The organism is Nocardiopsis halophila DSM 44494, from assembly GCF_000341245.1.
In the GTDB taxonomy this organism is placed as follows: domain Bacteria; phylum Actinomycetota; class Actinomycetes; order Streptosporangiales; family Streptosporangiaceae; genus Nocardiopsis_A; species Nocardiopsis_A halophila.
Genome location: NZ_ANAD01000115.1, coordinates 1 through 25,416 on the forward strand (window position 1 = coordinate 1; position 25,416 = coordinate 25,416).

At 73.1% G+C, this 25,416-nt stretch carries 20 protein-coding genes and 2 pseudogenes; 16 read left to right on the forward strand and 6 right to left on the reverse strand.

Annotation, left to right across the window (positions count from 1 at the left end):
• Positions 1-179: 179 nt before the first annotated feature.
• A pseudogene (locus D450_RS30180) lies at positions 180-907 on the reverse strand (glutamate racemase).
• A 458-nt stretch (positions 908-1,365) separates the two neighbouring features.
• On the opposite strand from D450_RS30180, the gene D450_RS0113930 reads away from it, so the two are divergent.
• The 10 genes from D450_RS0113930 to D450_RS0113970 all read left to right on the forward strand — a co-directional run bounded on the left by D450_RS0113930 (position 1,366) and on the right by D450_RS0113970 (position 10,599).
• Positions 1,366-2,787: an FAD-binding oxidoreductase gene (locus tag D450_RS0113930; RefSeq protein ID WP_017539279.1), complete on the forward strand. Its 1,422-nt coding sequence runs from the start codon at positions 1,366-1,368 to the stop codon at positions 2,785-2,787.
• A gap of 80 nt (positions 2,788-2,867) precedes the next feature.
• Positions 2,868-4,127, forward strand: a complete 1,260-nt coding sequence (locus D450_RS0113935; protein WP_017539280.1) for an SAM-dependent methyltransferase — start codon at positions 2,868-2,870, stop codon at positions 4,125-4,127.
• A gap of 85 nt (positions 4,128-4,212) precedes the next feature.
• The gene (locus D450_RS0113940) at positions 4,213-4,716 is read left to right on the forward strand and encodes a hypothetical protein (protein WP_017539281.1); all 504 of its coding nucleotides are present in this window, start codon (positions 4,213-4,215) and stop codon (positions 4,714-4,716) included.
• A 59-nt stretch (positions 4,717-4,775) separates the two neighbouring features.
• On the forward strand, positions 4,776-6,032 hold the full coding sequence (locus D450_RS0113945; protein WP_017539282.1) for a cytochrome P450: 1,257 nt from the start codon (positions 4,776-4,778) through the stop codon (positions 6,030-6,032).
• Positions 6,033-6,189: 157 nt separating this feature from the next.
• Entirely contained in the window at positions 6,190-7,452 is a 1,263-nt protein-coding gene (locus D450_RS0113950) for a sugar ABC transporter substrate-binding protein (protein WP_017539283.1), read from the forward strand.
• Position 7,453: 1 nt separating this feature from the next.
• A complete protein-coding gene (locus D450_RS0113955; protein ID WP_017539284.1) occupies positions 7,454-8,419 on the forward strand; it encodes a carbohydrate ABC transporter permease in 966 nt (321 codons plus the stop codon).
• Positions 8,416-9,243: a carbohydrate ABC transporter permease gene (locus D450_RS0113960; RefSeq protein ID WP_017539285.1), complete on the forward strand. Its 828-nt coding sequence runs from the start codon at positions 8,416-8,418 to the stop codon at positions 9,241-9,243. The genes D450_RS0113955 and D450_RS0113960 overlap by 4 nt, the downstream gene beginning before the upstream one ends.
• Positions 9,244-9,278: 35 nt before the next feature.
• Positions 9,279-10,007 carry a glycoside hydrolase family 3 N-terminal domain-containing protein gene (locus D450_RS30185; protein WP_449289465.1) on the forward strand — a complete coding sequence of 243 codons (729 nt, stop codon included), beginning with the start codon at positions 9,279-9,281 and terminating at the stop codon, positions 10,005-10,007.
• Positions 10,004-10,273, forward strand: coding sequence for a hypothetical protein (locus tag D450_RS35200; protein ID WP_017539286.1), 270 nt, complete (start codon positions 10,004-10,006; stop codon positions 10,271-10,273). The genes D450_RS30185 and D450_RS35200 overlap by 4 nt, the downstream gene beginning before the upstream one ends.
• A 32-nt stretch (positions 10,274-10,305) precedes the next feature.
• The gene (locus D450_RS0113970) at positions 10,306-10,599 is read left to right on the forward strand and encodes a hypothetical protein (protein WP_017539287.1); all 294 of its coding nucleotides are present in this window, start codon (positions 10,306-10,308) and stop codon (positions 10,597-10,599) included.
• Positions 10,600-10,629: 30 nt separating this feature from the next.
• Here D450_RS0113970 and D450_RS0113975 read toward each other — a convergent pair whose 3' ends face one another.
• Positions 10,630-12,171 (reverse strand): long-chain-fatty-acid--CoA ligase, encoded by a 1,542-nt coding sequence (locus tag D450_RS0113975; protein ID WP_017539288.1) that lies wholly within the window; start codon positions 12,169-12,171, stop codon positions 10,630-10,632.
• 92 nt (positions 12,172-12,263) lie between these two features.
• Positions 12,264-12,695, reverse strand: a complete 432-nt coding sequence (locus tag D450_RS0113980) for a DUF6406 domain-containing protein (protein ID WP_017539289.1) — start codon at positions 12,693-12,695, stop codon at positions 12,264-12,266.
• A gap of 511 nt (positions 12,696-13,206) precedes the next feature.
• On the opposite strand from D450_RS0113980, the gene leuS reads away from it, so the two are divergent.
• The 3 genes from leuS to D450_RS0113995 all read left to right on the forward strand — a co-directional run bounded on the left by leuS (position 13,207) and on the right by D450_RS0113995 (position 17,718).
• Positions 13,207-15,702, forward strand: a complete 2,496-nt coding sequence (gene leuS, locus D450_RS0113985; RefSeq protein WP_026128545.1) for a leucine--tRNA ligase — start codon at positions 13,207-13,209, stop codon at positions 15,700-15,702.
• A gap of 3 nt (positions 15,703-15,705) precedes the next feature.
• Positions 15,706-16,338 carry a hypothetical protein gene (locus tag D450_RS0113990; protein ID WP_017539291.1) on the forward strand — a complete coding sequence of 211 codons (633 nt, stop codon included), beginning with the start codon at positions 15,706-15,708 and terminating at the stop codon, positions 16,336-16,338.
• A 750-nt stretch (positions 16,339-17,088) separates the two neighbouring features.
• On the forward strand, positions 17,089-17,718 hold the full coding sequence (locus D450_RS0113995) for a hypothetical protein (protein WP_017539292.1): 630 nt from the start codon (positions 17,089-17,091) through the stop codon (positions 17,716-17,718).
• 158 nt (positions 17,719-17,876) lie between these two features.
• Here D450_RS0113995 and D450_RS34150 read toward each other — a convergent pair.
• From D450_RS34150 to lexA, 3 genes and pseudogenes are all read right to left on the reverse strand, one after another.
• Positions 17,877-17,960, reverse strand: a pseudogene (locus tag D450_RS34150) (transposase); the annotation flags it as partial.
• A gap of 425 nt (positions 17,961-18,385) precedes the next feature.
• Positions 18,386-19,483, reverse strand: a complete 1,098-nt coding sequence (locus D450_RS0114000) for an alpha/beta hydrolase family protein (RefSeq protein WP_017539293.1) — start codon at positions 19,481-19,483, stop codon at positions 18,386-18,388.
• Between the two features lie 395 nt (positions 19,484-19,878).
• A complete protein-coding gene (lexA, locus tag D450_RS0114005) occupies positions 19,879-20,565 on the reverse strand; it encodes a transcriptional repressor LexA (RefSeq protein WP_239647452.1) in 687 nt (228 codons plus the stop codon).
• Between the two features lie 323 nt (positions 20,566-20,888).
• Between lexA and D450_RS0114010 the strand changes: the two genes are divergently transcribed.
• The 3 genes from D450_RS0114010 (at position 20,889) to D450_RS0114025 (ending at position 25,380) form a co-directional block, all read left to right on the forward strand.
• On the forward strand, positions 20,889-21,470 hold the full coding sequence (locus D450_RS0114010; RefSeq protein WP_239647449.1) for a LysM peptidoglycan-binding domain-containing protein: 582 nt from the start codon (positions 20,889-20,891) through the stop codon (positions 21,468-21,470).
• A 410-nt stretch (positions 21,471-21,880) separates the two neighbouring features.
• The gene (nrdR, locus tag D450_RS30190) at positions 21,881-22,447 is read left to right on the forward strand and encodes a transcriptional regulator NrdR (RefSeq protein WP_083932630.1); all 567 of its coding nucleotides are present in this window, start codon (positions 21,881-21,883) and stop codon (positions 22,445-22,447) included.
• Positions 22,448-22,566: 119 nt separating this feature from the next.
• Positions 22,567-25,380, forward strand: coding sequence for a vitamin B12-dependent ribonucleotide reductase (locus D450_RS0114025; RefSeq protein ID WP_017539297.1), 2,814 nt, complete (start codon positions 22,567-22,569; stop codon positions 25,378-25,380).
• Positions 25,381-25,416 lie beyond the last annotated feature (36 nt).

Consider the following 25,416-nt stretch of genomic DNA (forward strand, 5'->3'; position numbering starts at 1 on the left):
TCGGCAGGCGGGCCGGAGTGGGGTACCTGCTGTTCCGTCGTTGCCGCTGTTCGCCCGGACCGCGAGGGGCCAGGCAGCCGACAAGCAGGGCTGGGGAAGCGCTCGGCTGTCCTCGTCGCCGCCGACCACCCCGACCCCTGGGGCGCTGTCGCCCGGAAGGCGGGCCGGAACATGAGCGCCTAGTCGGCCGATGGGCCCTTCGCCAGATAGTCGCCGGCGGGGTAGGCCAGGGCCGCCTTCGGCAGGTCGGAGGGGCGGCCGCTGGACAGGACGCGCAGGGTGCCGGTGGGTTCGGCGTCCGGGGCGGGCTCGGCGCCGATCCGCCGGAGCGTCTGGGCGGCCACCGCGTGCGCGGCGGTGAACAGCCGCGGGCGCCCTCCCAGCGCCGCCGTGATCTCCTCGTCCACCAGGTCGTAGTGGGTGCACCCGAGCACCACGCCCCGGACGCCGGCCGGGGTGCGCTCGGCGGCGTAGGCCACGGCCGCGGCCACCCGGTCCGGGTCGGCCGACTCCACGGCCTCGGCCAGGCCGACGCAGGCGACCGGGGTCGCCCGGCCTTCGGGGGCGTAGCGCTCGATCAGGTCGCTCTGGTACCGGCTCGCCGTGGTGGCCACCGTCGCCCAGACCGCGATCGGGCCNGCGGCACCGTGCCGATCACCGGGACCTCCGGCTCGAACCGCGAGCGCAGCGGCACCAGGCTGTGCACCGAGGCGGTGTTGCACGGCACCACCACCGCGTCCGGCACCCCGCCGGGCACCGTGTCGGCCGCCGCGACGGCGCCCGCGATGACCCGGGCGACCACGTCGTCGGGGCTGAGCGGGCCCCACGGCATGTGGTCGGGGTCCATGGACAGGATCAGGTCCGCGTCCGGCCGCGCGGCGCGCAGCACGGCGGCGGTGGAGAGCATTCCGATCCCGGAGTCGACGAGAGCAATGCGCACGGCATCCGATCATATGGCGCGCCGGATGGAGGGCGGGACACCAGGGCACATGCGGGGTCGCGGCGGAACCGCCCGCCGGGGCCCGGGTCTGTCGGGGGCGGGGCGGGCGAGGCGACACGCGCCGGGGGCCGCCGCGGCCGGATGTCGGCGGGGTGGGCGAGGATGCCGGACGGCCGCGGGAACGCGGCGGGCCGGTCCCGACCGGCCGGCCCCGGCCAGGGGGCGGATGTCCGATTCCCGCCGACGGCACGACGGTCGCGGGGCGTGCACGCTCCGGTTCGGGACGTAATTCCGTTGCGCATTCCCGGTTGAGAGAGTGGCATGGGGAACAGTGTCGCCCGCGCCTCACTACCGCTTGGTAGGCGTAGGGTTGCCGAGGGCCAGTCCGTCGTCCGCGGCGCACCGGGTGCGCCGGAAGAAGGGGAGTGAGCGTGCACCGTCAGCCTCCGCAGCGGGACTTCGCCGACCACGTCGCCGCCGTTCAGCGGCTCCGTCGGGATTTCGCGAACCTGCCCGAGGGCGCGCCCGTGCGGCTCGCCAAGCCCACGTCCAACCTCTTCCGGTTCCGCGACGACGGCGACGCCCCCCGGCTGGACGTCTCCGCCTTCACCTCGGTCATCTCGGTCGACCCGGTGACCCGCACCGCCGAGGTGGGCGGCATGACCACCTACGAGGACCTGGTCGCCGCCACCCTGCCGCACCGGCTCATGCCCACCGTGGTGCCGCAGCTGCGCACCATCACCCTGGGCGGCGCCGTCACCGGCCTGGGCATCGAGTCCAGCTCCTTCCGCAGCGGCCTGCCGCACGAGGCGGTGGAGGAGATCGAGATCCTCACCCCCACCGGCGAGACCGTGGTGGCCCGGCGCGACAACGAGCACGCCGAGCTGTTCTACGGCTTCCCCAACTCCTACGGCACCCTGGGCTACAGCCTGCGCCTGCGCATCCGGTTGGAGCCGGTGGAACCCTTCGTCCACCTGCGCCACCTGCGCTTCGGCAGCGCCAAGGAGGCCATGGACGCGATGGCCCGGATCGCCGCCGACTCCGAGCACGGCGGGGAGCGGGTGGACTTCCTCGACGGGGTGGCCTTCGGGCCCGACGAGGTCTATCTGACGCTGGCCTCCTTCACCGACAGCGCCCCCTGGACCAGCGACTACACCGGCCACGACATCTACTACCGGTCGATCCCCCGCTACGCGGGCACCGGGCCGGGCGACTACATGACGGTCGAGGACTACATCTGGCGCTGGGACACCGACTGGTTCTGGTGCTCGCGTGCCTTCGGGGTGCAGAACCCGACCGTGCGCCGGCTGTGGCCGCGCTCGCTCAAGCGCTCGGACGTCTACCGCAGACTGGTCGCGCTGGACCGGCGCACCGACTTCAGCCGGCTGCTCAACCACTACCGCGGACGCCCCCAGCAGGAGCCCCTCATCCAGGACATCGAGGTGGGCGTCGAGCGCGGCGCCGAGTTCCTCGACTTCTTCCACGACAGGATCGGGATGTCGCCGGTCTGGATCTGCCCGCTGCGCCTGAGCGAGAAGGGCACCCCCGGCGAGGGTGGCCACATCTGGCCGCTCTACCCGCTGAAGCAGGAGCGGCTCTATGTGAACTTCGGCTTCTGGGGCATGGTCCCGATGAAGCGCGGGCAGCGCCGCCACCACCACAACCTGCTGGTGGAGGAGGAGGTCACGCGCCTCGACGGCCACAAGTCCCTCTACTCCGACGCCTTCTACTCCGAAGAGGAGTTCTGGAGGCTCTACAACGGCGACGCCTACGACCGGCTCAAGCGGACGTACGACCCGCAGGGGCGGCTGCTGGACCTGTACGCCAAGTGCGTCGGCAACAGGTGAGGCGTCCAGCGAGGACGAGGACGAGGTCACGCCTGCCCCGGGGGTAAAGGGGCCGACGTGCCGCGACGAAGGGAACGAACATGCGGCTTGCGGAGATCTTCGAACGCGTCGTCGGGCCCGACGCGCCCGTGGGGTTCCGCGCCTACGACGGCAGCACGGCGGGCGACCCGGACAGCGACACCACCCTGGTGGTCCGCAGTCCGGTGGCACTGAACTACATCGCCCAGGCGCCCGGCGCCCTGGGGCTGACCCGCGCTTACGTCTCCGGGCACCTGGACCTGGAGGGCGACATGTACACCGCCCTCAAGCGGATGAGCGACCTGGTCTTCGACGACGGCCTGCGCCTGTCGCCCCTGGAGCTCGCCCGGATCGCGGCGGGCATCGGGTGGGTCAAGTTCGTCAACCGCGTCCCGCCGCCCCCGCAGGAGATGCGCCGCACCCGCCTCTCCGGCCGGGGCGGCCGGCACAGCAAGGACCGGGACGCCGAGGTCATCCACCACCACTACGACGTGTCCAACGCCTTCTACGAGCTGGTGCTGGGCCCGTCGATGACCTACACCTGCGCGGTCTTCCCCAGTGAGGACGCGACCCTGGAGCAGGCCCAGTTCGACAAGTACGACCTGGTCGCCAGGAAGCTCGACCTGCGGCCGGGCATGCGCCTGCTGGACGTGGGCTGCGGCTGGGGCGGCATGGTGCGGCACGCGGCCAAGGAGTACGGGGTCAAGGCCCTGGGCGTGACCCTGTCCAAGGAGCAGGCCGAGTGGGCGAGCAAGCGCATCGCCCAGGAGGGCCTGTCCGACCTGGCCGAGGTCCGGCACATGGACTACCGGGACGTGCCCGACGAGTTCTACGACCGGGTCAGCTCGATCGGGCTCACCGAGCACATCGGCAAGAAGAACGTGCCCGACTACTTCGCCGGCCTGTACTCCAAGCTGAAGCCGGGCGGTCGGCTGCTCAACCACTGCATCACCCGCCCGCGCAACGACCTGCCGGCGATGGTGCCCGGCGGCGTGATCAACCGCTACGTCTTCCCCGACGGCGAGCTGGAGGGCCCGGGCTGGCTCCAGGCACAGATGAACGACGCCGGGTTCGAGATCCGCCACCAGGAGAACCTGCGCGAGCACTACGCGCTGACCCTGCGCCACTGGTGCGCCAACCTGGAGCGCAACTGGGACGCCGCGGTGCGGGAGGTCGGCGAGGGCACCGCGCGGGTGTGGCGGCTGTACATGGCCGGCTGCGTCCTGGGCTTCGAGAAGGACGTCGTGCAGCTGCACCAGATCCTGGGCGTGAAGCTGGACGGCACCGACGCGCACATGCCGCTGCGCCCGTCCTTCACCTGAGGGCGCTCCCTCCTCTGAGGGAACGCGACACCCTCGCGCCCCCGGCCGTACTGCGCGGCCGGGGGCGTTGCGGGATCATGGGGTCATGCCGGAAGAAGCGAGCGAGGAGCGGCTGCGCGCCGCAGAGAACGCCGTCGTCCTGATCGATGCCTATGTCCGCTCCGACCGCGACGCCCTGTCGGAGGCGGCGGCCCGGATCCAGGAGGAGGGGGACACCGGGACGGTCACCTCCGAACTGCGGGTCTTCGCCGCCTTCCTGACCCGCCGGGTGCAGGAGACCGGGGTGTCCTACCGTCCCGCCGACTCCCGGGAGGCGGTGGCCCGGACGGTGGCCGACCTGCTCCCGCCGGAGCTGGAGTTCGCCGTGGTCACGGCCTGGGAGGCGCACTCGGTCGGCGAGGAGGAGGCCGCCGAGCGCCTGTCCAACGGCGACCCCATGGTGCAGGTGCACATGCTCGCCGCGTTCTGCGCGGGGGTGGGCCGGGCCGTGTACAAACCCGCCGAACTGGTCTCCACGCTGCGGATCGCGGCGGGGATCGAGGGCGGCGCCGCGGGCGGCGGAGGGGAGGACGGCGACCAGGACACTTGACACGCGGGTGGTGCGTGTAAAGAGTGTGGGGGAGCCCACCCCCGTCGGAAGGCCCCCGCATGCTCTCCACGACGCACCCGGCCGAGCCGGCCGACATCGACCTGTCCTCGATGAGGTTCTGGAGCGCTCCGCAGCACGAGCGGAACGCCGCCTTCGCGCGGCTGCGCGAGCGCCCTCCGGTCTTCTTCGCCGAGCCCGACGCCGGGCCGGTCCCCGCGGGCCCGGGGTACTACGCCCTGGTCCGGCACGCCGACGTGACCGAGGCCAGCCGCAACCCGGAGGTCTTCGCCTCCGAGCCCAGCGCCATCTCCATCCCCGACATGCCGGCCGAGTTCGCCGAGTACTTCGGGTCGATGATCAACATGGACGACCCGCGCCACGCCCGGCTGCGGCGGATCGTCTCGCGCGGGTTCACCCCGCGCATGCTCGCCCGGCTGGAGGACGACGTGCGGCGCCAGGCCGAGCTGATCGTCGACGACCTGCTGGAGAAGGGCCCCTGCGACTTCGTCTCCGAGGTCGCCGCGCGGCTGCCGCTGGCCATCATCTGCGACATGATGGGCATCCCGGAGAGCCGCCGCTCCATGGTCTTCGAGAACTCCAACGTGGTGCTCGCCGGCAACGACCCCGACTACCTGGGCGACGACGCCGAGACCGCGATGGCCCGGCTGCTCAACGCCGGGGCCGAGCTCAGCGGCCTGCTGGGCGAGCTGGCCGAGCTGCGCCGCCGCGAGCCCGCCGAGGACCTGACCACCGCCCTGGCCAACGCCAACATCGACGGCGAGTCGCTGACCGACCAGGAGCTGGGGTCCTTCTTCATCCTGCTGGCGGTGGCCGGCAACGAGACCACCCGCAACGGCATCAGCCACGCCCTGACGCTGCTGACCGAGCACCCCGACCAGCGCGCGCTGTGGTGGTCGGACTTCGAGGCGCACGCCCCCGCCGCGGTGGAGGAGGTCGTCCGCTACGCCTCACCGGTCAACTGGATGCGCCGCACCGTCACCCGCGACCACGAGATGAACGGGGCCCGCTACCGGGCGGGGGACAAGGTCCTGCTCATCTACTCCGCGGCCAACCGCGACCCGGAGGTCTTCACCGACCCCGACCGCTTCGACATCACCCGCTCGCCCAACCCGCACGTCGGCTTCGGCGGCCCCGGCCCGCACTTCTGCCTCGGCGCCCACCTGGCCCGCAGGGAGATCACCGCGATGTGGCGCGAACTGCACCGCAGGGTGCCCTCGGTCCACGCCGCCGGGCCCCCGGAGCGGCTGCTGTCCAGTTTCGTCAACGGGATCAAGGAGCTGCCCTGCGCGTTCTGAGGCACCGGCGGCCCCCGGCGCAGTAGTGTCGTGGCCCGCGGCGCTGCTGTGGCGCCGGTCATAACATCCGTGTGACTTTTCTTCACAGCTCACCCGAGTGTGCGTAGTTTTTCTACCAAGTCCACCCCGGGGGCCGTGACCGGATGGGAGAGCGCCGATGCAGCCGATGATTCCCCGCACCGCCGCGGTACTGACCGCCCTGGCACTGACCGCCGCCGGATGCGGCGGGGGAGGTGACGACGAGGCGTCCGAGGGCCTGCTCGTGTGGATCATGGAGGGCACCAACCCCGACGCCACCGCCTACTTCGACGCCGTGGGCGAACGGTACGAGGAGGAGACGGGCACCCCCGTCGAGGTGCAGTTCGTGCCCTGGGCCGACGCCCACGACCGGTTCACCAAGGGCATGGCCGGCGGCACCCTGCCCGACGTCGCCGAGCTGGGCACCACCTTCACCCCCGAGTTCGCCGAGCTCGGGGCGCTGGCCGACCTGACCGGGCAGGCCGGGGACACCTCCGCCTACAACGAGGCCCTGGTCGAGGCCGGCACCTACGACGGGTCCCTGTACGGCATGCCCTGGTACGCGGGCGTCCGGTCGGTCCTCTACCGCACCGACGTGTTCGAGGAGCACGGCCTGGAGGTCCCCGAGAACTGGGACGAGCTGCGCGAGACCGCCGTCGCGATCTCCGAGGCCGAGGAGGACATGGTCGCCTTCCCGGTGCCCGGGGACGCCGCCTACTCGGTGATGCCCTTCGTGTGGGGCGCCGGCGGCGGCATCGCCGAGCGGTCCGGGGACCGGTGGGAGGGCCTGCTGACCTCCGAGGAGTCCCGCGAGGGCCTGACCTACTACACCGACCTGGCCCTGGAGGACGGGGTCTCCAGCACCGGCGCGGCCACCTGGAAGGAGACCGACGTCCAGGACAACTTCGTGGACGGCAACGTCGCCATGGCCATCTCCGGAAGCTGGACGCCGCGGGCCATCAGCGAGGCCGACCCCGAACTGGGCGAGAACCTGGGCGCCTTCCCCATCCCCGGGCCGGACGGCGGCTACAGCCCCTCCTTCCTCGGCGGGTCCCACCTGGGCGTGTTCGAGGGCGCCGACACCGAGGCGGCCTGGTCCTACATCGAGCTGCTGACCGGCGACGAGTTCGCTCGGCGGTGGACCGAGGAGAGCACCTACTTCCCCGGCAAACAGGCGCAGATCGAGGCGCTGGCCGACTCCGAGGACCCGCTGGTCCGGCCGTTCGCCGAGCAGATCCTGGAGGCGAGCCGGGCCGCCCCCGTCTCCCCGAAGTGGGGCGAGGTCGAAGGCGCGCAGGTGCTGCCCGGCATGGTCCAGTCGGTGCTCAACGGCGACGCCACGGTGGAGGAGGCCACCGAGACCGCGAACACCGAGATCGAGGACACCCTGAACCAGGACTGACGTGACCGCGACGACGACACCGGGGCGGTCCGGCGCGGCCGCCCCGCGCCCCCGCCCGCTGCTGACCCGGCGCCGCCGCCGCGCCCTGCTGCCCTGGGCGCTGCTGGCCCCCGGCCTGGCGGTGCTGGCGGGCCTGCTGCTCTTCCCGCTCGGCCGGGTGCTGTGGCTGTCCGTCCAGGACTACGGCCTGGACAACATCCTCTCCGGCGAGACCGACTACATCGGCCTGGACAACTACGCCGAACTGCTCTCCGACGGCTACCTGTGGCGGGTGGCGCTGCCCAACACCGCCCTGTTCGCGGTGGTCGCGGTCGCCGCCACCGTCGCCTTCGGCACCCTGGTGGCCCTGCTGCTGGCCACCCTGCGCCCGCTCGCGCGCACCGCGGTGATCAGCTGCGTGATGATCGCCTGGGCGATGCCGGCGGTCACCGGCACCTACGTGTGGATCTGGATCTTCGACGTGGACCGCGGCATCGTGCGCCAGGCGCTCGAAGCCCTCGGCCTGCTCGGCCCGGAGGGACTGAACTGGTTCGCCGACCGGGTGCTCTTCTACGGCATCGTCACCCTCAACATCGTCCACCACGGCTTCCCCTTCGTCGCGGTCACCGTGCTCGCCGGGCTGCTCACCGTCCCCCGGGAGCTGCACGAGGCCGCGGTGATCGACGGCGCCGGGGCCTGGCAGCGCTTCCGCCACGTCACCCTGCCCGTGCTGCGCCCGGTGTTCGCGGTGGTGACCATCCTGTCCACCATCTGGGACTTCAAGGTCTTCGCGCAGGTGTTCCTGATGCCCGGCGGGGACGGCGCCAACCGCCAGGTGCTCAACCTGGGGGTCTGGTCCTACCTGCAGGGCATCGTGCAGCGCGACTACGGCATGGGTGCGGCCGTCGCGGTCCTGCTGACCCTGCTGCTGCTCGCCGTCACCCTGGTCTACCTGCGCTCGATGTTCCGCGAGGAGGAGCTGCGATGACCCGCCGCACCCGGTGGAGGTGGGCCCAGGGGGTCGCGGTCGCCGCCCTGCTCGCCTTCACCCTCTTCCCGGCCTACTTCATGGCGGCCAGCTCGCTGGCGCCCGCGCGCAGCGTCACCGGCACCGAGGCGCTGCTGCCCTCCGAGCCGACCCTGGACAACTACCGGTACGCCCTGGCCGAGGCGGGGTTCCTCACCTACCTGGGCAACTCCCTGCTGGTGGCGGCGGTGACGGTGCTCGGCAGCGCGCTGCTGGCGCTGCTGGCGGCGGTGGCCGTCTCCCGCTTCCGGTTCCGGATGCGCACCACCGTGCTGGTGATGGTCCTGGTGGTGCAGATGGTGCCGCTGGAGGCGCTGGTCATCCCGCTGTTCCTGCAGGCCTCCTCGCTGGGCATGCTCAACTCGCTGCTGGGGCTGGCGGTGGTCTACATCGCCCTGTCGCTGCCCTTCGCCATCTGGATGCTGCGCGGCTTCACCGCCGCCGTCCCGGTCGAGGTGGAGGAGGCCGCCTACATCGACGGCGCCTCCTGGCCGCGCATGTTCTGGTCGGTGCTGCTGCCGCTGGTGGCGCCGGGCCTGGTGGCCACCGGCATCTTCTCCTTCATCACCGCCTGGAACGAGTTCCTGATCGCCTTCGCGTTCCTGGACGACGAGGGCTCCTACACGGTCGCCGTCGGACTGCGCCAGTTCTTCGGCCAGAACACCACGGATTGGGGGGCCATGATGGCCGCGTCCACGGTGATCACGATCCCGGTGATGCTCTTCTTCCTGTTCGTGCAGCGGGGCCTGGTCGCGGGCCTGGTCCAGGGGGCGGTGAAGGGATGAGCCGTGCGCTGGAGGAGGCGGCCGCCCGGGTGCTGATGCCCGGCTTCCTGGGGACCGCGCCGCCCCCGTGGCTGCTGGAGGCCTGCCGCCGCGGGCTGGGATCGGTGCTGTACTTCGCCCAGAACCTCGGCGGCACCCCCGCCGCCCTCTCCCGGGAGCTGCACGGCGCCCGCCCGGCGCTGCTCATCGCCTGCGACGAGGAGGGCGGCGCGGTCAGCCGGTTCCACCCGGGCGGGGCCTCGCCGCACCCCTCGCACGGCGAGCTGGGGGCCGCCGGGGACACCGCCGCCACCCGGGCGACCGGGCGCGCCGTCGGCGAGCTGCTGCGCGCGGCCGGGGTGGACGCCGCCCTGGCCCCGGTGGTCGACGTGGCCTGCGACCCGGACAACCCGGTGATCGGACCGCGCGCCTTCTCCGACCGGCCCGAGGAGGCCGCCGCGCACGGGGCGGCGTTCACCGAGGGCCTGCACGACGCCGGCCGGGCGGCCGCCGCCAAGCACTTCCCGGGCCACGGCGACACCCGGACCGACTCGCACGTGGGGCTCCCAGTGATCACCGCCGGGCAGGAGCTGCTGCGCACCCGGGAGCTGGTGCCCTTCACCGCGGCCGTGCGCGCCGGCGTCGACATGGTGATGAGCGGGCACATCGTCGTCCCGGCGGTCGACTCCGCCCCGGCGAGCGTGTCCCGCCGCTGGTACCGGCTGGGGCGNTGCGCGGGGAGCTGGGCTTCGACGGGGTCGCCGTCACCGACGCCCTGGACATGAAGGGGCTGGCGGTGCACACCGGCGAGCCGGACACCGTGCGGGCGGTGGCGCGCGGGGCGGTCGGGGCGCTGGCCGCCGGGGCCGACCTGCTGTGCCTGGGCAACCCGGCGACGGCGGGCGGCACGGGGGAGGAGGCCTACCGCGCCGCGCACGCGGCGGTGCTGGAGGCGGTGGAGTCGGGCGCGGTTCCGCGCGCGCGGCTGGACGAGGCGGCAGGGCGGGTCGAGGCCCTGGCCGCGGTGGTGCACCGCTCGCCCCCGTCTTGACCCTCCCGTGCGCCTGGGCGACAGTGGGCCGGATGGACACCGCCGGTGCCGGGGACCGCTCCGCTCAGGACCGGGCCCCGGGGGACGGGGCCCCACCGCAGGGGCCCGCCGAGGACGACCACCCGATCGAGCCGGAGCCGCCCTGGCCCAGGAGCCCCACCGGGGTGCGGATCCGCTGCAACCGCTGCGCCGAGCCCCGCCACTTCGCCGACCGGCACGCCGACCGGCCGGACGGGAACGGGCCCGGCCCGCACTGCGCCGTGTGCGGGCGGCGCATCGAGTACCGCTGCACGGCGTGCGGGGCGCCCTGGCGGCCGCTGTCCTGATGGCCGCCGGGCGCCCCGCACACCGCCCGCTCAGCGCAGGTCGCGCTTGAGGATCTTGCCGGTGGCGGTCATCGGCAGGGTGTCGCGGAACTCCACCAGGCGCGGGTACTTGTAGCCGGCCAGCCGCTCCTTGGCCCAGGCGACCAGTTCCTGCTCGTCCAGCTCGGCGCCCTCCTCGCGGACCACGTAGGCCTTGATCTCCTCGCCGTGCGACTCGTGCGGCACCCCGACCACCGCGACCAGGCTGACCGCCGGGTGGGTGAGCAGGACCTCCTCCAGCTCGCGCGGGTAGACGTTGTACCCGCCCCGGATGATCATGTCCTTGGACCGGTCGATGATGAAGTAGAAGCCCTCCTCGTCGCGGCGGGCGATGTCGCCGGTGCGGAACCAGCCGTCCTGGAGCACCTGGGCGGTGGCGTCGGGGCGGCCGTGGTAGCCCTTCATCACACAGTGCCCGCGCACCGCGATCTCCCCGGGCCCCTCGCCCTCGACCTCGTTGAACTCGGGGTCGACCAGCTTCATCTCCACGCCCCAGACGGGTCGGCCGATCGAGCCGGTCTTGGCCTTGACCTTGGGGTTGTTGAAGGACACCACGGGGGAGGTCTCCGACAGCCCGTAGCCTTCCAGGATCTCCACGCCCAGCCGCTCCTTGACGTTGCGGGCGAGCTCGGCGGGCAGGGCCGCGCCGCCGGAGACCGCCGTGTGCAGCGTGGAGGAGATCTTCTTCAGGTCGTGGTCGCCCTTGGCGCCCAGCAGCCCCCAGTACATGGTGGGAACGCCGCCGAAGGTGGTGACGCCCTCCCGCTCCATGGCCGACAGCGCCTCGTCGCCGTCGAAGCGCGGCATCAGCACGATCGTGGCGTGCCGGTACAGCGCGGTGTTGAGCTGGGTGGTCTGGCCGAAGATGTGGAACAGCGGCAGCACGGCCAGGAACACGTCGTGCTCGGCCTCGCCGAACAGCGAGCTGGAGCAGACCGCGTTGTAGAGCAGGTTGTTGTGGCTCAGCTCGGCGCCCTTGGGCGTGCCGGTGGTGCCGCTGGTGTAGATGATGACGGCGGTGTCGTCGGCCTCGGTGCGCACCGAGGTGAAGGTGCCGGGCTGCCCCTCCAGGGCGGCCCACAGGGTCTCGGCGCCCGGGAGCGTCGACTCCTTGGCACCGGGCTCGGCCGGCAGGTCGATGTAGACCTCGCAGGAGTCGACCTGCTCGAAGGCGGAGCGGGCGCGCTCGCCCAGCGGCAGCTCGGGGGTGCCGGTGAAGGCGAACAGCGCCTTGGCCCCCGAGTCCTCCAGGTGGTAGGCGATCTCCCGGGGCGTGAGCAGCACGTTGAGCGGGACCACGACGGCCCCGGCCTTGAGCGCGCCGAAGTAGACGAACGGGAAGTAGGGCGTGTTGGGCGAGGCCAGGGCGACCTTGTCCCCGGGCGCGACGCCCCGCGCGACCAGCAGGTTGGCGACCTGGTTGGCGATCATGTCGACGAGCGCGTAGTTCAGGCGCAGGTCGCCGAAGACGAGGCATTCGCGCTCGGGCGCGTTCCGGGCGCCGTCCTCCAGCAGCACGGACAGGTTGAGCATCGCGTCTCCCAAGGGTGCGAGAGGGTGTTCCCGGTCACTTTTTACCGCAGGGTAACTTGCGGTGCCTGCACCGGGGGCCCACTCGCGGCCCGCTAGCCCTGCTCCCCGTCGGCCCGGGTGAGGGTGGTGCTGCTCGGCTGGGAGGGCGTGTCGCTCAGCCCGATCTCCGAGACCCGCCAGCGGTCCCCGGCCACGTCCAGCTCGCCGCCGAGGGGTAGATCGTGCTCGACGGCCTCCCCGCCCTCGGGGACCACGGAGATGGTGACCTGGGGGTCGTCGCCGGCGCGGTGCCCGGTCATCTGCACCGCCGCCATCGTCCCGGAGGCGGACTCCATGTTCACCGACGTGCCCTCGGTCAGCCGCACCCGCTCCTGGTTCTGGCCCAGGTCCGGGGCGGGGCCTTCGACGGAGGCGGTGTCGGTCTCCGCGTCGCCGGCGCAGGAGGCGGCGCCCAGGGCCACTGCGGCCGCCAGCAGGGCGGAGGGCAGGGCGCGGACGGCGCGGCGGACGGGGGTGGGGGTCATCGGGGCGCTCTCCAATTGTTCGGCGGCGGCGGGCGCGCGGGGACGGCGGACGGTGCCGTCGACCGGACCGCTCACGGGCGGCCCGGAGCGGGCGCGCCGGGGGCGGCCACGGGTCGCCGCCCGCTGAGCATTGTCCCACCGGCCCTCAGGGCCCCGGGGCCGATCCCCCTCAACGAAGGGGTTTCCGGTTGGTGACAGCGCGGTCACCCGGTGCCCGGGCGCGCCGTTCCCGCCCCGAATGTCGGCACCGGCGCCTAGGCTCGGCCCCGCATCCGCAAACCCTCGGATCAGGCGTGCGGAGGCGGGGTCCACCGGGGGCGCGGTGGACCCCGCGGCGCCCGCCCGTCATGGCGGGGCCCCTTCCCCGATCGCGCTAACCTTGGAACCGAGGAAGATCCGGCTGGAGACGGCGCGGACCGTGCGGACCCACCGCACCGGGCGCGCCCGGTGCGGCCGAGGCGGCCGCACCCGGCGGCCAGGCGGAGCGAACCGGTAGAGGGACTATTCAGCGATGACAGCGGTTGAGGGAGACCGGGTGGCGGGCGACGTCTACGACGCTCGCGCCCTGCAGGACAAGTGGCAGGCCCGCTGGGCGGAGGACAACCCCTTCACCGCCTCCGAGGACCCGGGCGATACCCGTCCGCGCCGCTATGTGGTGGACATGTTCGCCTACCCCTCCGGCGACCTCCACATGGGCCACGCCGAGGTCTACGCCATCGGCGACGTCATCGCGCGCTACCACTTCCAGCGCGGGGACAACGTCCTGCACCCGATCGGCTGGGACTCCTTCGGCCTGCCGGCCGAGAACGCGGCCATCCGCAACGGCACCCACCCCGCCGAGTGGACCTACGCCAACATCGAGACCCAGGCCGAGTCGTTCCGGCGCTACGGGATCTCGGTGGACTGGAGCCGGCGCCTGCACACCAGCGACCCGGAGTACTACCGGTGGAACCAGTGGTTCTTCCTCAAGTTCTTCGAGCGCGGGCTGGCCTACCGCAGGGACGGGCTGGTCAACTGGTGCCCCAAGGACCAGACGGTGCTGGCCAACGAGCAGGTCGTGCAGGGCCGCTGCGAGCGGTGCGGGTCCGAGGTGGTGCGCCGCAGCCTCAACCAGTGGTACTTCCGCATCACCGACTACGCCCAGCGCCTGCTGGACGACATGGACCAGCTCCAGGGCAAGTGGCCCGACGAGATCCTGACGATGCAGCGCAACTGGATCGGGCGCTCGGAGGGCGCCGACGTCCGGTTCGCCATCGAGGGGCGCGAGGAGCCGGTCACGGTCTTCACCACCCGGCCCGACACCCTCTACGGGGCGACCTTCTTCGTGGTGGCCGCCGACGCGCCGCTGGCCGAGGAGCTGTGCACCGAGGACCAGCGCGCGGCCTTCGAGGCCTACCGGGCCGAGGTCGCCAAGCTCAGCGACATCGAGCGGCAGTCCACCGAGCGCGAGAAGACCGGCGTGTTCCTGGGCCGCTACGCGGTCAACCCGGTCAACGGCGAGCGGATCCCGGTCTGGGCCGCCGACTACGTCCTGGCCGACTACGGCCACGGCGCCATCATGGCCGTGCCCGCGCACGACCAGCGCGACCTGGACTTCGCGCTGAAGTTCGGCCTGCCGGTGCGCCCGGTGGTCGACACCGGCGAGGAGGACCCGTCCCAGAGCGGGCTGGCCACCGCCGGAGAGGGCACCCTGATGAACTCCGGGCCGCTGGACGGCCTGGCCAAGAGCGACGCCATCCCCCGGATCATCGAGATCCTGGAGGAGCGCGGCACCGGCACCGGGACCGTCAACTACCGGCTGCGCGACTGGCTGCTGTCCCGCCAGCGCTTCTGGGGAACGCCGATCCCGATCGTCCACTGCCCCGACTGCGGCGAGGTGCCCGTCCCCGAGGAGCAGCTGCCGGTGACGCTGCCCGACGACATGCGCGGCTCCGACCTGGCGCCCAAGGGCATCTCCCCGCTGGCGGCCGCCGAGTCCTGGGTCAACGTCGACTGCCCGCGCTGCGGCGGCCCCGCCCAGCGCGACACCGACACCATGGACACCTTCGTCGACTCGTCCTGGTACTTCCTGCGCTACCTGTCGCCGAACCTGGACACCGCCCCCTTCTCCGAGGACGCCGTCAAGCGGTGGGGCCAGGTCGACCAGTACATCGGGGGCAAGGAGCACGCCACCCTGCACCTGATGTACGCCCGGTTCTTCATCAAGGCCCTGCACGACATGGGCATGGTGGACTTCACCGAGCCGTTCGCCCGCCTGCTCAACCAGGGGCAGGTCATCAACCGCGGCAAGGCGATGTCCAAGTCGCTGGGCAACGGGGTGGACCTGGGCGCCGAGATCGACACCTACGGCGTGGACGCGGTCCGGCTGACCATGCTCTTCGCCGGCCCGCCCGAGGACGACATCGACTGGGCGGACGTGTCCCCCGGGGCGTCGCTGAAGTTCCTGGGCCGGGCCTTCCGGGTGATGGTCCAGGCCGGCGAGGCCTCCGCGCCGGGCACCGACCCCTCCGCCGGCGACCCGGAGCTGCGCAAGGCCACGCACCGGGCCCTGGCCGAGATCACCGCCGCTGTCGAGGACCACCGGTTCAACGTGGCCATCGCCCGCATGATGGAGATGGTCACCGCGGCCCGCAAGGCCATCGAGAACGGTCCCGGCGCCGCCGACCCGGCGGTGCGCGAGGCCGCCGAGGCCATCGCCGTCACGCTGTCCCTGGTCGCGCCGTACGCGGCCGAGGAGGGCTGGGAGCGGCTGGGCCACAAGGGCTCGGTGGCCGTGGGCAACTGGCGCGACGCCGACCCGGCGCTGCTGGTGCGCGAGGAGGTCACCGCGGTAGTGCAGGTCAACAGCAAGGTTCGGGACAAGCTGCAGGTCCCGCCGGACATCGACGAAGGCGAGCTGGAGCGGCGCGCACTGGCCTCGGAGAAGGCCCGGGCGTTCCTGGAGGGCAAGACGGTGCGCCGGGTCGTGGTGCGCGCGCCCAAGCTGGTCAACATCGTCGTGGGCTGACCCGTGCGCGGCCCGGAGGAGCTGTGGAGGTCGGCGCCGCCCGCCGGGAGGTGGGCGGCGGCCGGAGGCGCCGTGCTGGTCATCACCGGCGTGGCGGTGGGCGCGGCGCAGCTGGCCGAGAGGTCGGGGCCCTCGGCCCAGGCGGGGCCGGAGGACCGGTTCAGCGCGGCGCCCGAGTGCGCCTCGGTGCCCGAGGAGGCGGTGGCCGACCTGGTCGACGAGGCCTCGCTGGACACCTCCGGCGGCGGGCTGATGCCCGACTCCGACGCGGTGCGCTGCGCCTGGACCTCGGTGGGCACCGACGCTGCGCCCCGGACGCTCCAGGTCGAGTTCCGGGCCCACTTCACCGACGCCTCCGGGGACACCACCGGGGCGGCGGCCGCCGCCGGCGCGGTGGCGGCGCTGGAGCCCTTCCAGCGGGGTGAGGTGGTCGCACCGGCCGCACTGGGCGAGGGCGCGCTGCTGGGCAGGGCGAGTCCGGCCGGGTCCGCGGGCGAGGCGGTGTTCCGCGACGCGAACCTGGTGGTGCGGGTCGTCTACACCGGCGCAGGGGACCCCGGCGGCGGCGCCATGGACGAGGGGCGGGCCCGCGAGGGGGCCGCCGAGGCCGCGGAGGCGATCGCCGCGTCGCTGTGAGGCCCGCGCGGGGCCGCGGTGGGACCGTTGTGAGCAGGGCCGGGGAGGGAACCGTTCCCGGCCCCGCGTGCATCGGAGTCCCCGATGCCAGGAGAGCCCGCGGGGCGCCGACCGAGACCGGGACTAGGGGAGTCGTTCATGGACCGATCACAGGAGCCGGACCAGGCCCCTGAGGGGGCCCCTGGCCAGGACGGTGCTCCGGAACCCACGGTCGGTCCCCGGGAGGGCGCAGAGCCCGCAGAGGACGCGGCGGCCCCGCGAGCCGGTTCCCAGGAGGAGTCGGCCGCGGTTCGGTCGGAGCCGCAGGATGGTGCTCCGTCGGGCAGGGACGAAGCCCGGGAGGATGCTCCGGTTCGGGGGGCCGGTTCCCGGGAGGAGCAGTACAGGGCCTCATCGGGACCGCAGGCGGCTCCGGCCGACGCCGCCCCTGTCCCCGAAGAGGCCCCGGGCGGCCCGTTCCATGGAGGGCAGGGGGGCGCACCGGGCGGAGCCCCCGGCGGGCACCCGAGACCTCACCACGGGCCCGCTCCGCAGGCCGGAGCGTCCCAGGCGGCTCCCGGCTCCCAGGTCCCGCACCCGGGCCAGCAGGGGAGGCCGTACCCGGGTCACCCGCAGCCCGGGCCGACTCCGCCCGGACCACCTCCGGCGGGGCCCGTCCCGTCCGGCCCTCCGACCGGTCCGCCGCCGGGGAGCCCCCCTCCGGGGGGTCCGCACACGCCCCCTGCACCCCCGCCGAGCGTTCCGCCCGCTGTGGCCGGCGAGCCGCGCTCCAGCCGCGGGTGCGCGATCGCGGCCGTGACGGCGCTCGCCGCCACCGCGCTGGCCCTGCTGGTCGGCGGGGTGTGGGCCGTGTTCGCCCTGACCGGTGGGGACCCGGGCTTCGAGGAGCTGCCCGAGTGCGCCGCCGCCGAGGGGGAGACCCTCGACGGGCTGGTGCCCGAGCACGAGGCCGAGATCGATGAGGGCATCGGCGGCCTGCCCGAGCCGCAGCGCCAGGGCGTGCAGTGCCGGTGGGCGACCACCGAGGACTCGCCGCACACTCCGTCGGCCGCGCGCGTGGTCCTGGTGCGCACCGAGGCCGACGCGCAGTCGTCCGCCGAGGAGGCGGCCGCCGGGCTGCTGGAGGGGGCTTCGGAGCGGCGCGACCGCACAGCCCTGTCGGGCCTGGGCGACGAGGCCTACTCCTGGTTCGAGCAGGAGAACGGCCCCCTGGGGTGGGGCTGCGTCGGGGTGCGCAAAATGAACCTGTACGCGGAGACGTGCTACACGTCGTCCGCCGACTTCGAGGGGACCGAGCCGGTCTCCGAGGCGGACATGGTCGACGGCGCGAAGCGCCTGGCCAAGGACCTCCAGTCCGAACTCGACGCCGAACTGGAATAGCCGGGTACGAGGCGGGGGCACTTTCCGAGCCGGGATATCCGGGAACCGCGAAGGGGGTCCCACGTCCGCCGGAGTGCCGTGGTTTCCGTCCGACCGGTCCAGCGCCGTCATTCCGGACATGGGGCGGGCCCGAGCCGCCTTCGGAGCTCCGACCGGCGCCCCAGGGGGCGTTGTGCGAAGGCCTCGACCTCGGTGTCCAGCTCGGCGCAGATCCGCGAGACCTGGGACTCGGAGACGCCGGTGGCCTGCGGCCGAGCACGCCTGAGCGTGGGTTCGACACCCGTACCGGCCGGTCCGTGCGGGGAAGTACCGCCACTCCGACCGATGTGCCTGTGCCTGTTCGATGGCCGCAGGAGGAGCCGACCGTCGGCGGTCGGCCGCCGGGTCGTGTCCGCTGGGGTGGTGGAGCTTTCGGCCGGGTCCTTGTGAGCGGCGCGACCGCTGCGGCGTGGTCGGCGCCCCCGCCCCGGGTGCGCACCCCCTTCCTTGTCGTTGATCTCGGGGGAGTCGGGGGAATACCGGCGAGCATTACCCCGACTCTCCCGAGATCAACGGGGTGTCGGTGCGGGCGGCCGGGCCCGGAGGGGGCCACCACGCCGGCGGACACGACCGGCCGAGGGGAGCCCGCGCACACCACCGTGCTTTGAGGCGGCCCCGTGAGCAGGGGTCAGAGCGTCCGGTCGAGGAAGTCCTCCACGGCCGGGGAGACCTCGTCGGCGAAGGGGCGGTCGGCGTCGGGGACCACAGCCCCGGGGCTGTCGTCGTACTCGCGGAACACGTGGTCCGCGCCCTCGATGTCGACGCGTTCCACACCCGGGCGCCCGCCTTCCTCCAGGCCCTGCACCAGTCGGTCCACCTCGGCGCCGTCGACCTGGGAGTCCTCTGTTCCCCACAGGACGAGCGCGGGCATGCCCTCTGGAAGGTCCGAGGCCAGCTCCTTCGGGTCCAGGGCGTCGATCTCCCGGAGGAACTCGGCGTTCTGCTCGCCGAACAGTCCCGCCAGCGCAGGGTCCAGGTCCTCGGGCGGGTCCTCCCCGGCCCGCAGCCGGGCGGTGGACACCCGGGCGTCGGAGAGCAGCTCCTCGGCGTCGCTCTGCTCCATGCCGCCCTGGGCCTCGGCGCGGCGCAGCTGTCCCGTCAGCTGCCGGTCGATCAGGTCCAGGTAGCGGGTGCCCGGCGGGGCCGCGAGGACCAGGCCGGCGGGCTCCGGGCCGTCCAGGGCCTCGGGGGAGCGCAGCGCGAACAGCGCGCCCTCGCTGTGCCCCAGCACCAGGAGCCGGGACGGGTCCACCTCCGGCCGGGCGGCGAGTTCGGCGTAGGCGGCCGCCACCTGCGCCTCGAAGTCGTCGAAGCCCACGACCGCGTCCTCGTCCCGGGAGCCCGCGCCGGTCTCGCCGCTGCCGAGCTTGTCGTAGCGCAGGGAGGCCGCCCCGGCCTCGGCCAGCACCCGGGCGAAGTTCAGGTTGGTGTCGGCGTCCGGGCGGGCCGGTGCGTTGCCGTCCCGGTCGGTGGGGCCGCTGCCGGAGACGATGAGGACGCCGGGCACGGGCCCGTCGGCGTCCGGGGGCAGGGCGAGGGTGCCGTGCAGGGTGTCCGGGCCGCTGGTGAAGGAGACCTCCTGCTCCACGGGATCGGCCCCGGGCGGGGCGGCCCCCTCGGCCCCGCCGCCCGGTCCGCACCCGGAGGCGAGCAGCGCGGCGGCGGCCGCGACGGCGGCGGCGCGCAGGGGGGAGCGGGTCGGGGCGACGGAGGATCGGCTCGGCATGGACCCCACCGTATTGGCCCCGCGGGCGCGTAGCGGTCGGCAGGGCCGCCCGCGCCGGGGCCGTCCGCGGGGCTGCGCCGCGGCGCGGCCGTACGGGGGCGGTTTCGTCAGGTGCGGGGACGCGGGCAGCAGGGGCGTCCGTGGGGGCACTGGACCGTGTGGGGTCCGGCGTCGTCCTGTCGGCGTTCGGGGGGCGTCCGTCGGGTGCGGGCGAGGGCGGGCGGCAGGGGGCGAGGCGTGCGGACCGGGCCGCTGTGGCGGTGCTCGGGGACGTCTCTGTCGGATACCGATACGGCGACGGCCCCGTGACGACCGGGGGTGGTCACGGGGCCGTTCCGAAGAGAGGCGAAGTCGTTATGCGGCGCGGTGCGGCGCCGTCGGTGCGGCCACAGCGGCTACATGCGCCGCATCACGGCCACGACCTTGCCCAGGATGGTGGCCTGGTCGCCGTCGATCGGCTCGTAGGCGTCGTTGCGCGGCATCAGCAGGACGTGGCCGCCCTCGCGCCGGAACACCTTCACCGTGGCCTCGTCGTCGAGCAGGGCCGCCACCACGTCCCCGTTCTCGGCCACCGGCTGCTGGCGGACCACGACCATGTCGCCGTCGGTGATGGCGGCGTCCACCATCGAGTCCCCGACCACGGTCAGCACGAACAGCCGCCCCTCGCCGACCAGCTGCCGGGGCAGGGAGAACACGTCCTCCACCGACTCCTCGGCCAGGATCGGGCCGCCCGCCGCGATCCGGCCGACCAGCGGGACGTGGGCCGAACGGGTCTCATCGGCGCGGGGCTCGCCCTCCAGCTCGTCCCAGGAGCGCACGGGCGGCTGGCCGGGGATGCGGATCTCGACCGCGCGGGGGCGGTTCTGGTCGCGGTGGAGGTAGCCCTTGCGTTGCAACACCTTGAGTTGGTGCGCGACACTGGAGGGGCTCGACAGACCCACGGCGTCGCCGATCTCCCGGATCGACGGCGGGTATCCGCGCTGCCGTACGTAGCGGTGGATGCAGTTGAGGACGCTCTGCTGGCGAGCCGTCAGCGCCGGTGCGTCCGCCTGCGCGCCCGTCGCCTCCGCCGGGACCGGCACCGGTCCGAGCGCCTCCGCGCCGTCCCTGCCCGATCGGGGTTCCTGGGTTCGGTGCTTCTCCTCCGGCACGGCCGGCCTCCTCGGCGGTCGGTGGTGGCGTGTTGGGCGTCGGGGGGCTCGCGTCCCGACCGTGGCACGTCGGCGCCGACGGCCGCGACCGCGTCCCCGGTGCGCCGCGCCGATGCCGAAGTGAGACACGTCCAACGGTAGTGCCTGCTCACGGCGATATCAAACAAACGTTCGAGATGGTGATGAAAAAATCCGGCCGTTGCGGTATTAGTCGAACATCAGTTCTAAACGACTGGTGTTCGAAGGGGGCGACCATGTCCGAACCCTCGCCTGACCCCAGAACCGCGATCCCGCGTCCGAGGAGGCCCGACGACGGGCCCGTCCTCTACGACTGGGCGGTGGAGGTGCCCGAGTGGAGGGCCCGCCCCGTCCGGTCCTCCGCGCTTTCCGCGCTGCCCGAGCTCCCCCTGGAGCCCGACGGGCCCGCGCCCGGGGAGGCGGCCGCCGGGTCCCTGCCCGGCCCGGACCCGCGCGCCCGCCCCGTCGGCGCCCGCGCCGCCGCCGCGCTGCGCGGCCACTGGGCCGGGCTGAGCCGGCGCGGCCGCGTGGCCGTCCTCTCACTCGCCTCGGCCGGCGCCGGTGGCGCGCTGTCGCTGGCCGTGCTCACCTCCGCCGCCGTAGGGGCTCCCGCCTCCGCCTCGGCTGCCGGGGCGGTCTTCGGGGGCGGCGCCGAGCCGACGGTGGTCGTGCGCGACGGCGATACCCTGTGGGACATCGCCGAGCAGGCGCGTCCCGGCGAGGACGTGCGCCGCACCGTGCACGAGATCGTCGAGCTCAACGGACTGCGCGGGCCCGAGCTGCGCCCCGGCCAGGAGCTGCGCCTGCCCGCCCGCTGACCAGGGGCGCCTGCCGCGCGACGACCGCCGACACCCGGGGACCCGGAGGGTCCCCGGGTGTCGTTTCCCACGGGCCTGTCGGCGCCCGGGGCCGACACGCCCGGGTCGGTGTCCCGGTTCGCCGTCCCTGACCTGCGGATCCGTCGCGACCCGCCGCGGGAGGGCTTGCGCGCGGGCGCGAGGCGCTCGTAAGTTGACCACAAGATCTAGTGCTCGCCGTGGAAGAATCAGCCTAGAAGTTGTGCTTTAGTAGGTGACGGTTCTTCGGGGCGACCCGCGCCGCACGCGCGGTGGGCCCCTTCGGTGAGCGCGCGACTCCCGTGGAGGCGGCCCGCGCACGGCGGGGCGCCCCGCGATCGGGAGCGGCGACGGGGATTCCTGCGGGAGAGACGACTGGGAGGCGTGTCGGCATGCACTGTCCGTTCTGCCGCCATCCGGACAGCCGGGTGATCGACAGCCGGTCCACCGACGACGGCTCGGCGATCCGCCGCCGCCGGACGTGCCCGGAGTGCGAGCGGCGGTTCACCACTCAGGAGACCGTGCTGCTGATGGTGCAGAAGCGCTCGGGGGTGACCGAGCCCTTCTCCCGCAGCAAGATCGTGGCGGGCGTGCGGCGCGCCTGCCAGGGCCGCCCGGTCACCGAGGACGCCCTGGCGGTCCTGGGGCAGCGGGTGGAGGAGGAGATCCGCTGCCGCGGGGTCGCCGAGATCCCCGCGCACGAGATCGGACTGGCGATCCTCGGCCCGCTCCAGGAGCTCGACGAGGTCGCCTACATGCAGTTCGCGTCGGTCTACCGGGGCTTCGAGTCCCTGGCCGACTTCGAGAACGAGATCGCGCGGCTGCGCTCGGAGCGCGTCGGGGGCATCGAAGGCGCCGAGGGCGCCGGGGGCGCCGCGCGTTCGCAGGACACCCAGGACACCCGGAACGCCGAGGACGGCGGGGACACGGCGCGCGCCGTCGCCTCCGCCGAGCGGTAGGGCCGGACGGCGGCCGAGGGCCCGGTCGGGCGGGCACGGCACGAGAAGGGCCCGGCGGCCCGCCGCGCACGGCGGGCGGCCGGGCGATGCGACACGAGGGCGAGAGCAGGGGGAGCAGAATGACCGAGACCACCGGCGCGACGACGCGCAAGGGTGGCGGAGGCCGGCGCAAGGGCCTGAAGATGCGGCGCGTCTTCACCACGCCGGGCGTCCACCCTTACGACGAGGTCGAGTGGGAGCGCCGCGATGTGGTCATGACCAACTGGCGGGACGGCTCGGTGAACTTCGAGCAGAAGGGCGTCGAGTTCCCCGCCGCCTGGTCGATGAACGCGACCCAGATCGTCACGAGCAAGTACTTCCGCGGCGCGGTCGGCACGCCCGAGCGCGAGTGGAGCCTCAAGCAGCTCGTGGACCGGGTGGTGGGCATGTACACCCGCACCGGGCTGGAGCACGGCTACTTCGCGAGCGAGGAGGACGCCGAGGTCTTCGACCACGAGCTGAAGTACGCGCTGGTGCACCAGCTGTTCAGCTTCAACTCGCCGGTCTGGTTCAACGTGGGCACCGCCTCCAAGCAGCAGGTCTCGGCCTGCTTCATCCTGTCGGTGGACGACACCATGGAGTCGATCCTCGACTGGTACAAGGAGGAGGGGATCATCTTCAAGGGCGGTTCCGGGGCCGGGGTGAACCTGTCCCGCATCCGCTCCAGCAAGGAGCTGCTGTCCTCCGGGGGCACCGCCTCGGGCCCGGTGTCGTTCATGCGCGGCGCCGACGCCTCGGCCGGCACCATCAAGTCGGGCGGCGCCACCCGCCGCGCGGCCAAGATGGTCGTCCTCGACGTCGACCACCCCGACATCGAGGAGTTCATCGAGACCAAGTCGCGCGAGGAGCACAAGATCCGCGCGCTGCGCGACGCCGGCTTCGACGTCGACCTGGGCGGCGCCGACATGTTCAGCGTCCAGTACCAGAACGCCAACAACTCGGTCCGGGTCTCCGACGCCTTCATGCGCGCGGTCGACAACGGAACCGACTTCGGCCTGCGCTCGCGCACCACCGGCGAGGAGACCGGCACGGTCGACGCCAAGAGCCTGTTCCGGTCGATGGCCAAGGCGGCCTGGGAGTGCGCCGACCCGGGCGTCCAGTACGACGACACCATCAACGACTGGCACACCGCGCCCGAGAGCGGCCGGATCACCGCCAGCAACCCCTGCTCGGAGTACGTCCACTTGGACAACTCCTCCTGCAACCTGGCCTCGATCAACCTGCTCAAGTTCCTCAGGGACGACGACACCTTCGACGTCGAGGGCTTCTCCCGCCTCACCGAGCTGGTGATCACGGCGATGGACATCTCCATCACCTTCGCCGACTTCCCGACCGAGAAGATCGGCGAGACCACCCGCGCCTTCCGCCAGCTGGGCATCGGCTACGCCAACCTGGGCGCCCTGCTCATGGCCACCGGCCACGCCTACGACTCCGACGGCGGCCGCGCCGTCGCCGCGTCCATCACCTCCCTGATGACCGGCACGGCCTACAAGCGCAGCGCCGAGCTGGCCGGCGTGGTCGGGCCCTACGAGGGCTACGCCAAGAACGCCGACGCCCACAAGCGGGTCATGCGCAAGCACGCCGCCGCCAACGACGACCTGCGCACCGTCGGGGCGATGGACCGGGAGATCGCCTCCGCGGCCACCGACGCCTGGCAGCAGTGCCTGAAGACCGGCGAGAAGAGCGGCTGGCGCAACGCCCAGGCGAGCCTGCTGGCCCCGACCGGCACCATCGGCTTCATGATGGACTGCGACACCACCGGCATCGAGCCGGACTTCTCCCTGGTGAAGTTCAAGAAGCTGGTGGGCGGCGGCTCCATGCAGATCGTCAACCAGGCGATCCCGCGGGCCCTGAAGAACCTGGGCTACCAGCAGGAGCAGATCGAGGCCATCGTCGAGTTCATCTCGGAGAACGGCCACGTGGTCGACGCCCCGGGCCTGCGCCCCGAGCACTACGAGGTCTTCGACTGCGCGATGGGCCGCCGGTACATCAAGCCGATGGGCCACGTGGAGATGATGGCGGCGGTGCAGCCGTTCCTGTCCGGCGCCATCTCCAAGACGGTGAACGTGCCCGAGGACGCCACCGTCGAGGACTTCGAGCACATCTACTTCGAGGGCTGGCGCCTGGGCCTGAAGGCGCTGGCGGTCTACCGCGACAACTGCAAGGTGGGCCAGCCGCTGTCCACGGCCGCCTCCGAGGACAAGGCCGCCGACAAGCCCGAGCCGGAGATCGTCGAGGTCGAGCGCCCGGTGCGGCGGCGCCTGCCCAAGAAGCGCCCGAGCCAGACGGTGTCCTTCAGCATCGGCGGCGCCGAGGGGTACATCACCGCCGGGTCCTACCCGGACGACGGCCTCGGCGAGGTCTTCATGAAGCTCGGCAAGCAGGGGTCGACCCTGGCCGGGGTGATGGACGCCTTCTCCATCGCGATCTCGATCGCGCTGCAGTACGGGGTCCCGCTGGAGACCTACGTCGAGAAGTTCACCAACATGCGGTTCGAGCCGGCGGGCATGACCGACGACCCGGACATCCGCATGGCGCAGTCGGTGGTGGACTACATCTTCCGGCGGCTGGCGCTGGACTACCTGTCCTACGAGGAGCGCGCCGGGCTGGGCGTGCTCTCGGCCGAGGAGCGCCGCGCCCAGGCGGCGGGGGAGGACCCGGCGCAGGTCGCGGCCCAGGTGGAGTCCTACTCCCAGTCGGCCGCGCTGGCCGGCCGCACCACCCAGGAGCGCCCGGCGGTCCGCGAGGAGCGCGAGGAGCGCCCCGAGCCGGTGAAGCCGAGCGAGGGCTTCGTCGCCGACGCGCCGCTGTGCGTCACCTGCGGCACGAAGATGCGCCCGTCCGGCACCTGCTACGTCTGCGAGGGCTGCGGCTCCACCAGCGGCTGCAGCTGATGTAGCGGCGGAGCGCGGCTCCCTGAGCGGGGGCGT

What these genes read in the sequence shown, in the direction of transcription:
- D450_RS0113935 (WP_017539280.1), top strand. Translation starts at nt 2,868, where the DNA reads ATGCGGCTTGCGGAGATCTTCGAACGCGTCGTCGGGCCCGACGCGCCC.
- D450_RS0113940 (WP_017539281.1), top strand. Translation starts at nt 4,213, where the DNA reads ATGCCGGAAGAAGCGAGCGAGGAGCGGCTGCGCGCCGCAGAGAACGCC.
- D450_RS0113945 (WP_017539282.1), top strand. Translation starts at nt 4,776, where the DNA reads ATGCTCTCCACGACGCACCCGGCCGAGCCGGCCGACATCGACCTGTCC.
- D450_RS0113950 (WP_017539283.1), top strand. Translation starts at nt 6,190, where the DNA reads ATGCAGCCGATGATTCCCCGCACCGCCGCGGTACTGACCGCCCTGGCA.
- D450_RS0113960 (WP_017539285.1), top strand. Translation starts at nt 8,416, where the DNA reads ATGACCCGCCGCACCCGGTGGAGGTGGGCCCAGGGGGTCGCGGTCGCC.
- D450_RS35200 (WP_017539286.1), top strand. Translation starts at nt 10,004, where the DNA reads ATGAAGGGGCTGGCGGTGCACACCGGCGAGCCGGACACCGTGCGGGCG.
- D450_RS0113970 (WP_017539287.1), top strand. Translation starts at nt 10,306, where the DNA reads ATGGACACCGCCGGTGCCGGGGACCGCTCCGCTCAGGACCGGGCCCCG.
- D450_RS0113975 (WP_017539288.1), bottom strand. Translation starts at nt 12,171, where the DNA reads ATGCTCAACCTGTCCGTGCTGCTGGAGGACGGCGCCCGGAACGCGCCC.
- D450_RS0113980 (WP_017539289.1), bottom strand. Translation starts at nt 12,695, where the DNA reads ATGACCCCCACCCCCGTCCGCCGCGCCGTCCGCGCCCTGCCCTCCGCC.
- leuS (WP_026128545.1), top strand. Translation starts at nt 13,207, where the DNA reads ATGACAGCGGTTGAGGGAGACCGGGTGGCGGGCGACGTCTACGACGCT.
- D450_RS0114000 (WP_017539293.1), bottom strand. Translation starts at nt 19,483, where the DNA reads ATGCCGAGCCGATCCTCCGTCGCCCCGACCCGCTCCCCCCTGCGCGCC.
- D450_RS0114010 (WP_239647449.1), top strand. Translation starts at nt 20,889, where the DNA reads ATGTCCGAACCCTCGCCTGACCCCAGAACCGCGATCCCGCGTCCGAGG.
- nrdR (WP_083932630.1), top strand. Translation starts at nt 21,881, where the DNA reads ATGCACTGTCCGTTCTGCCGCCATCCGGACAGCCGGGTGATCGACAGC.
- D450_RS0114025 (WP_017539297.1), top strand. Translation starts at nt 22,567, where the DNA reads ATGACCGAGACCACCGGCGCGACGACGCGCAAGGGTGGCGGAGGCCGG.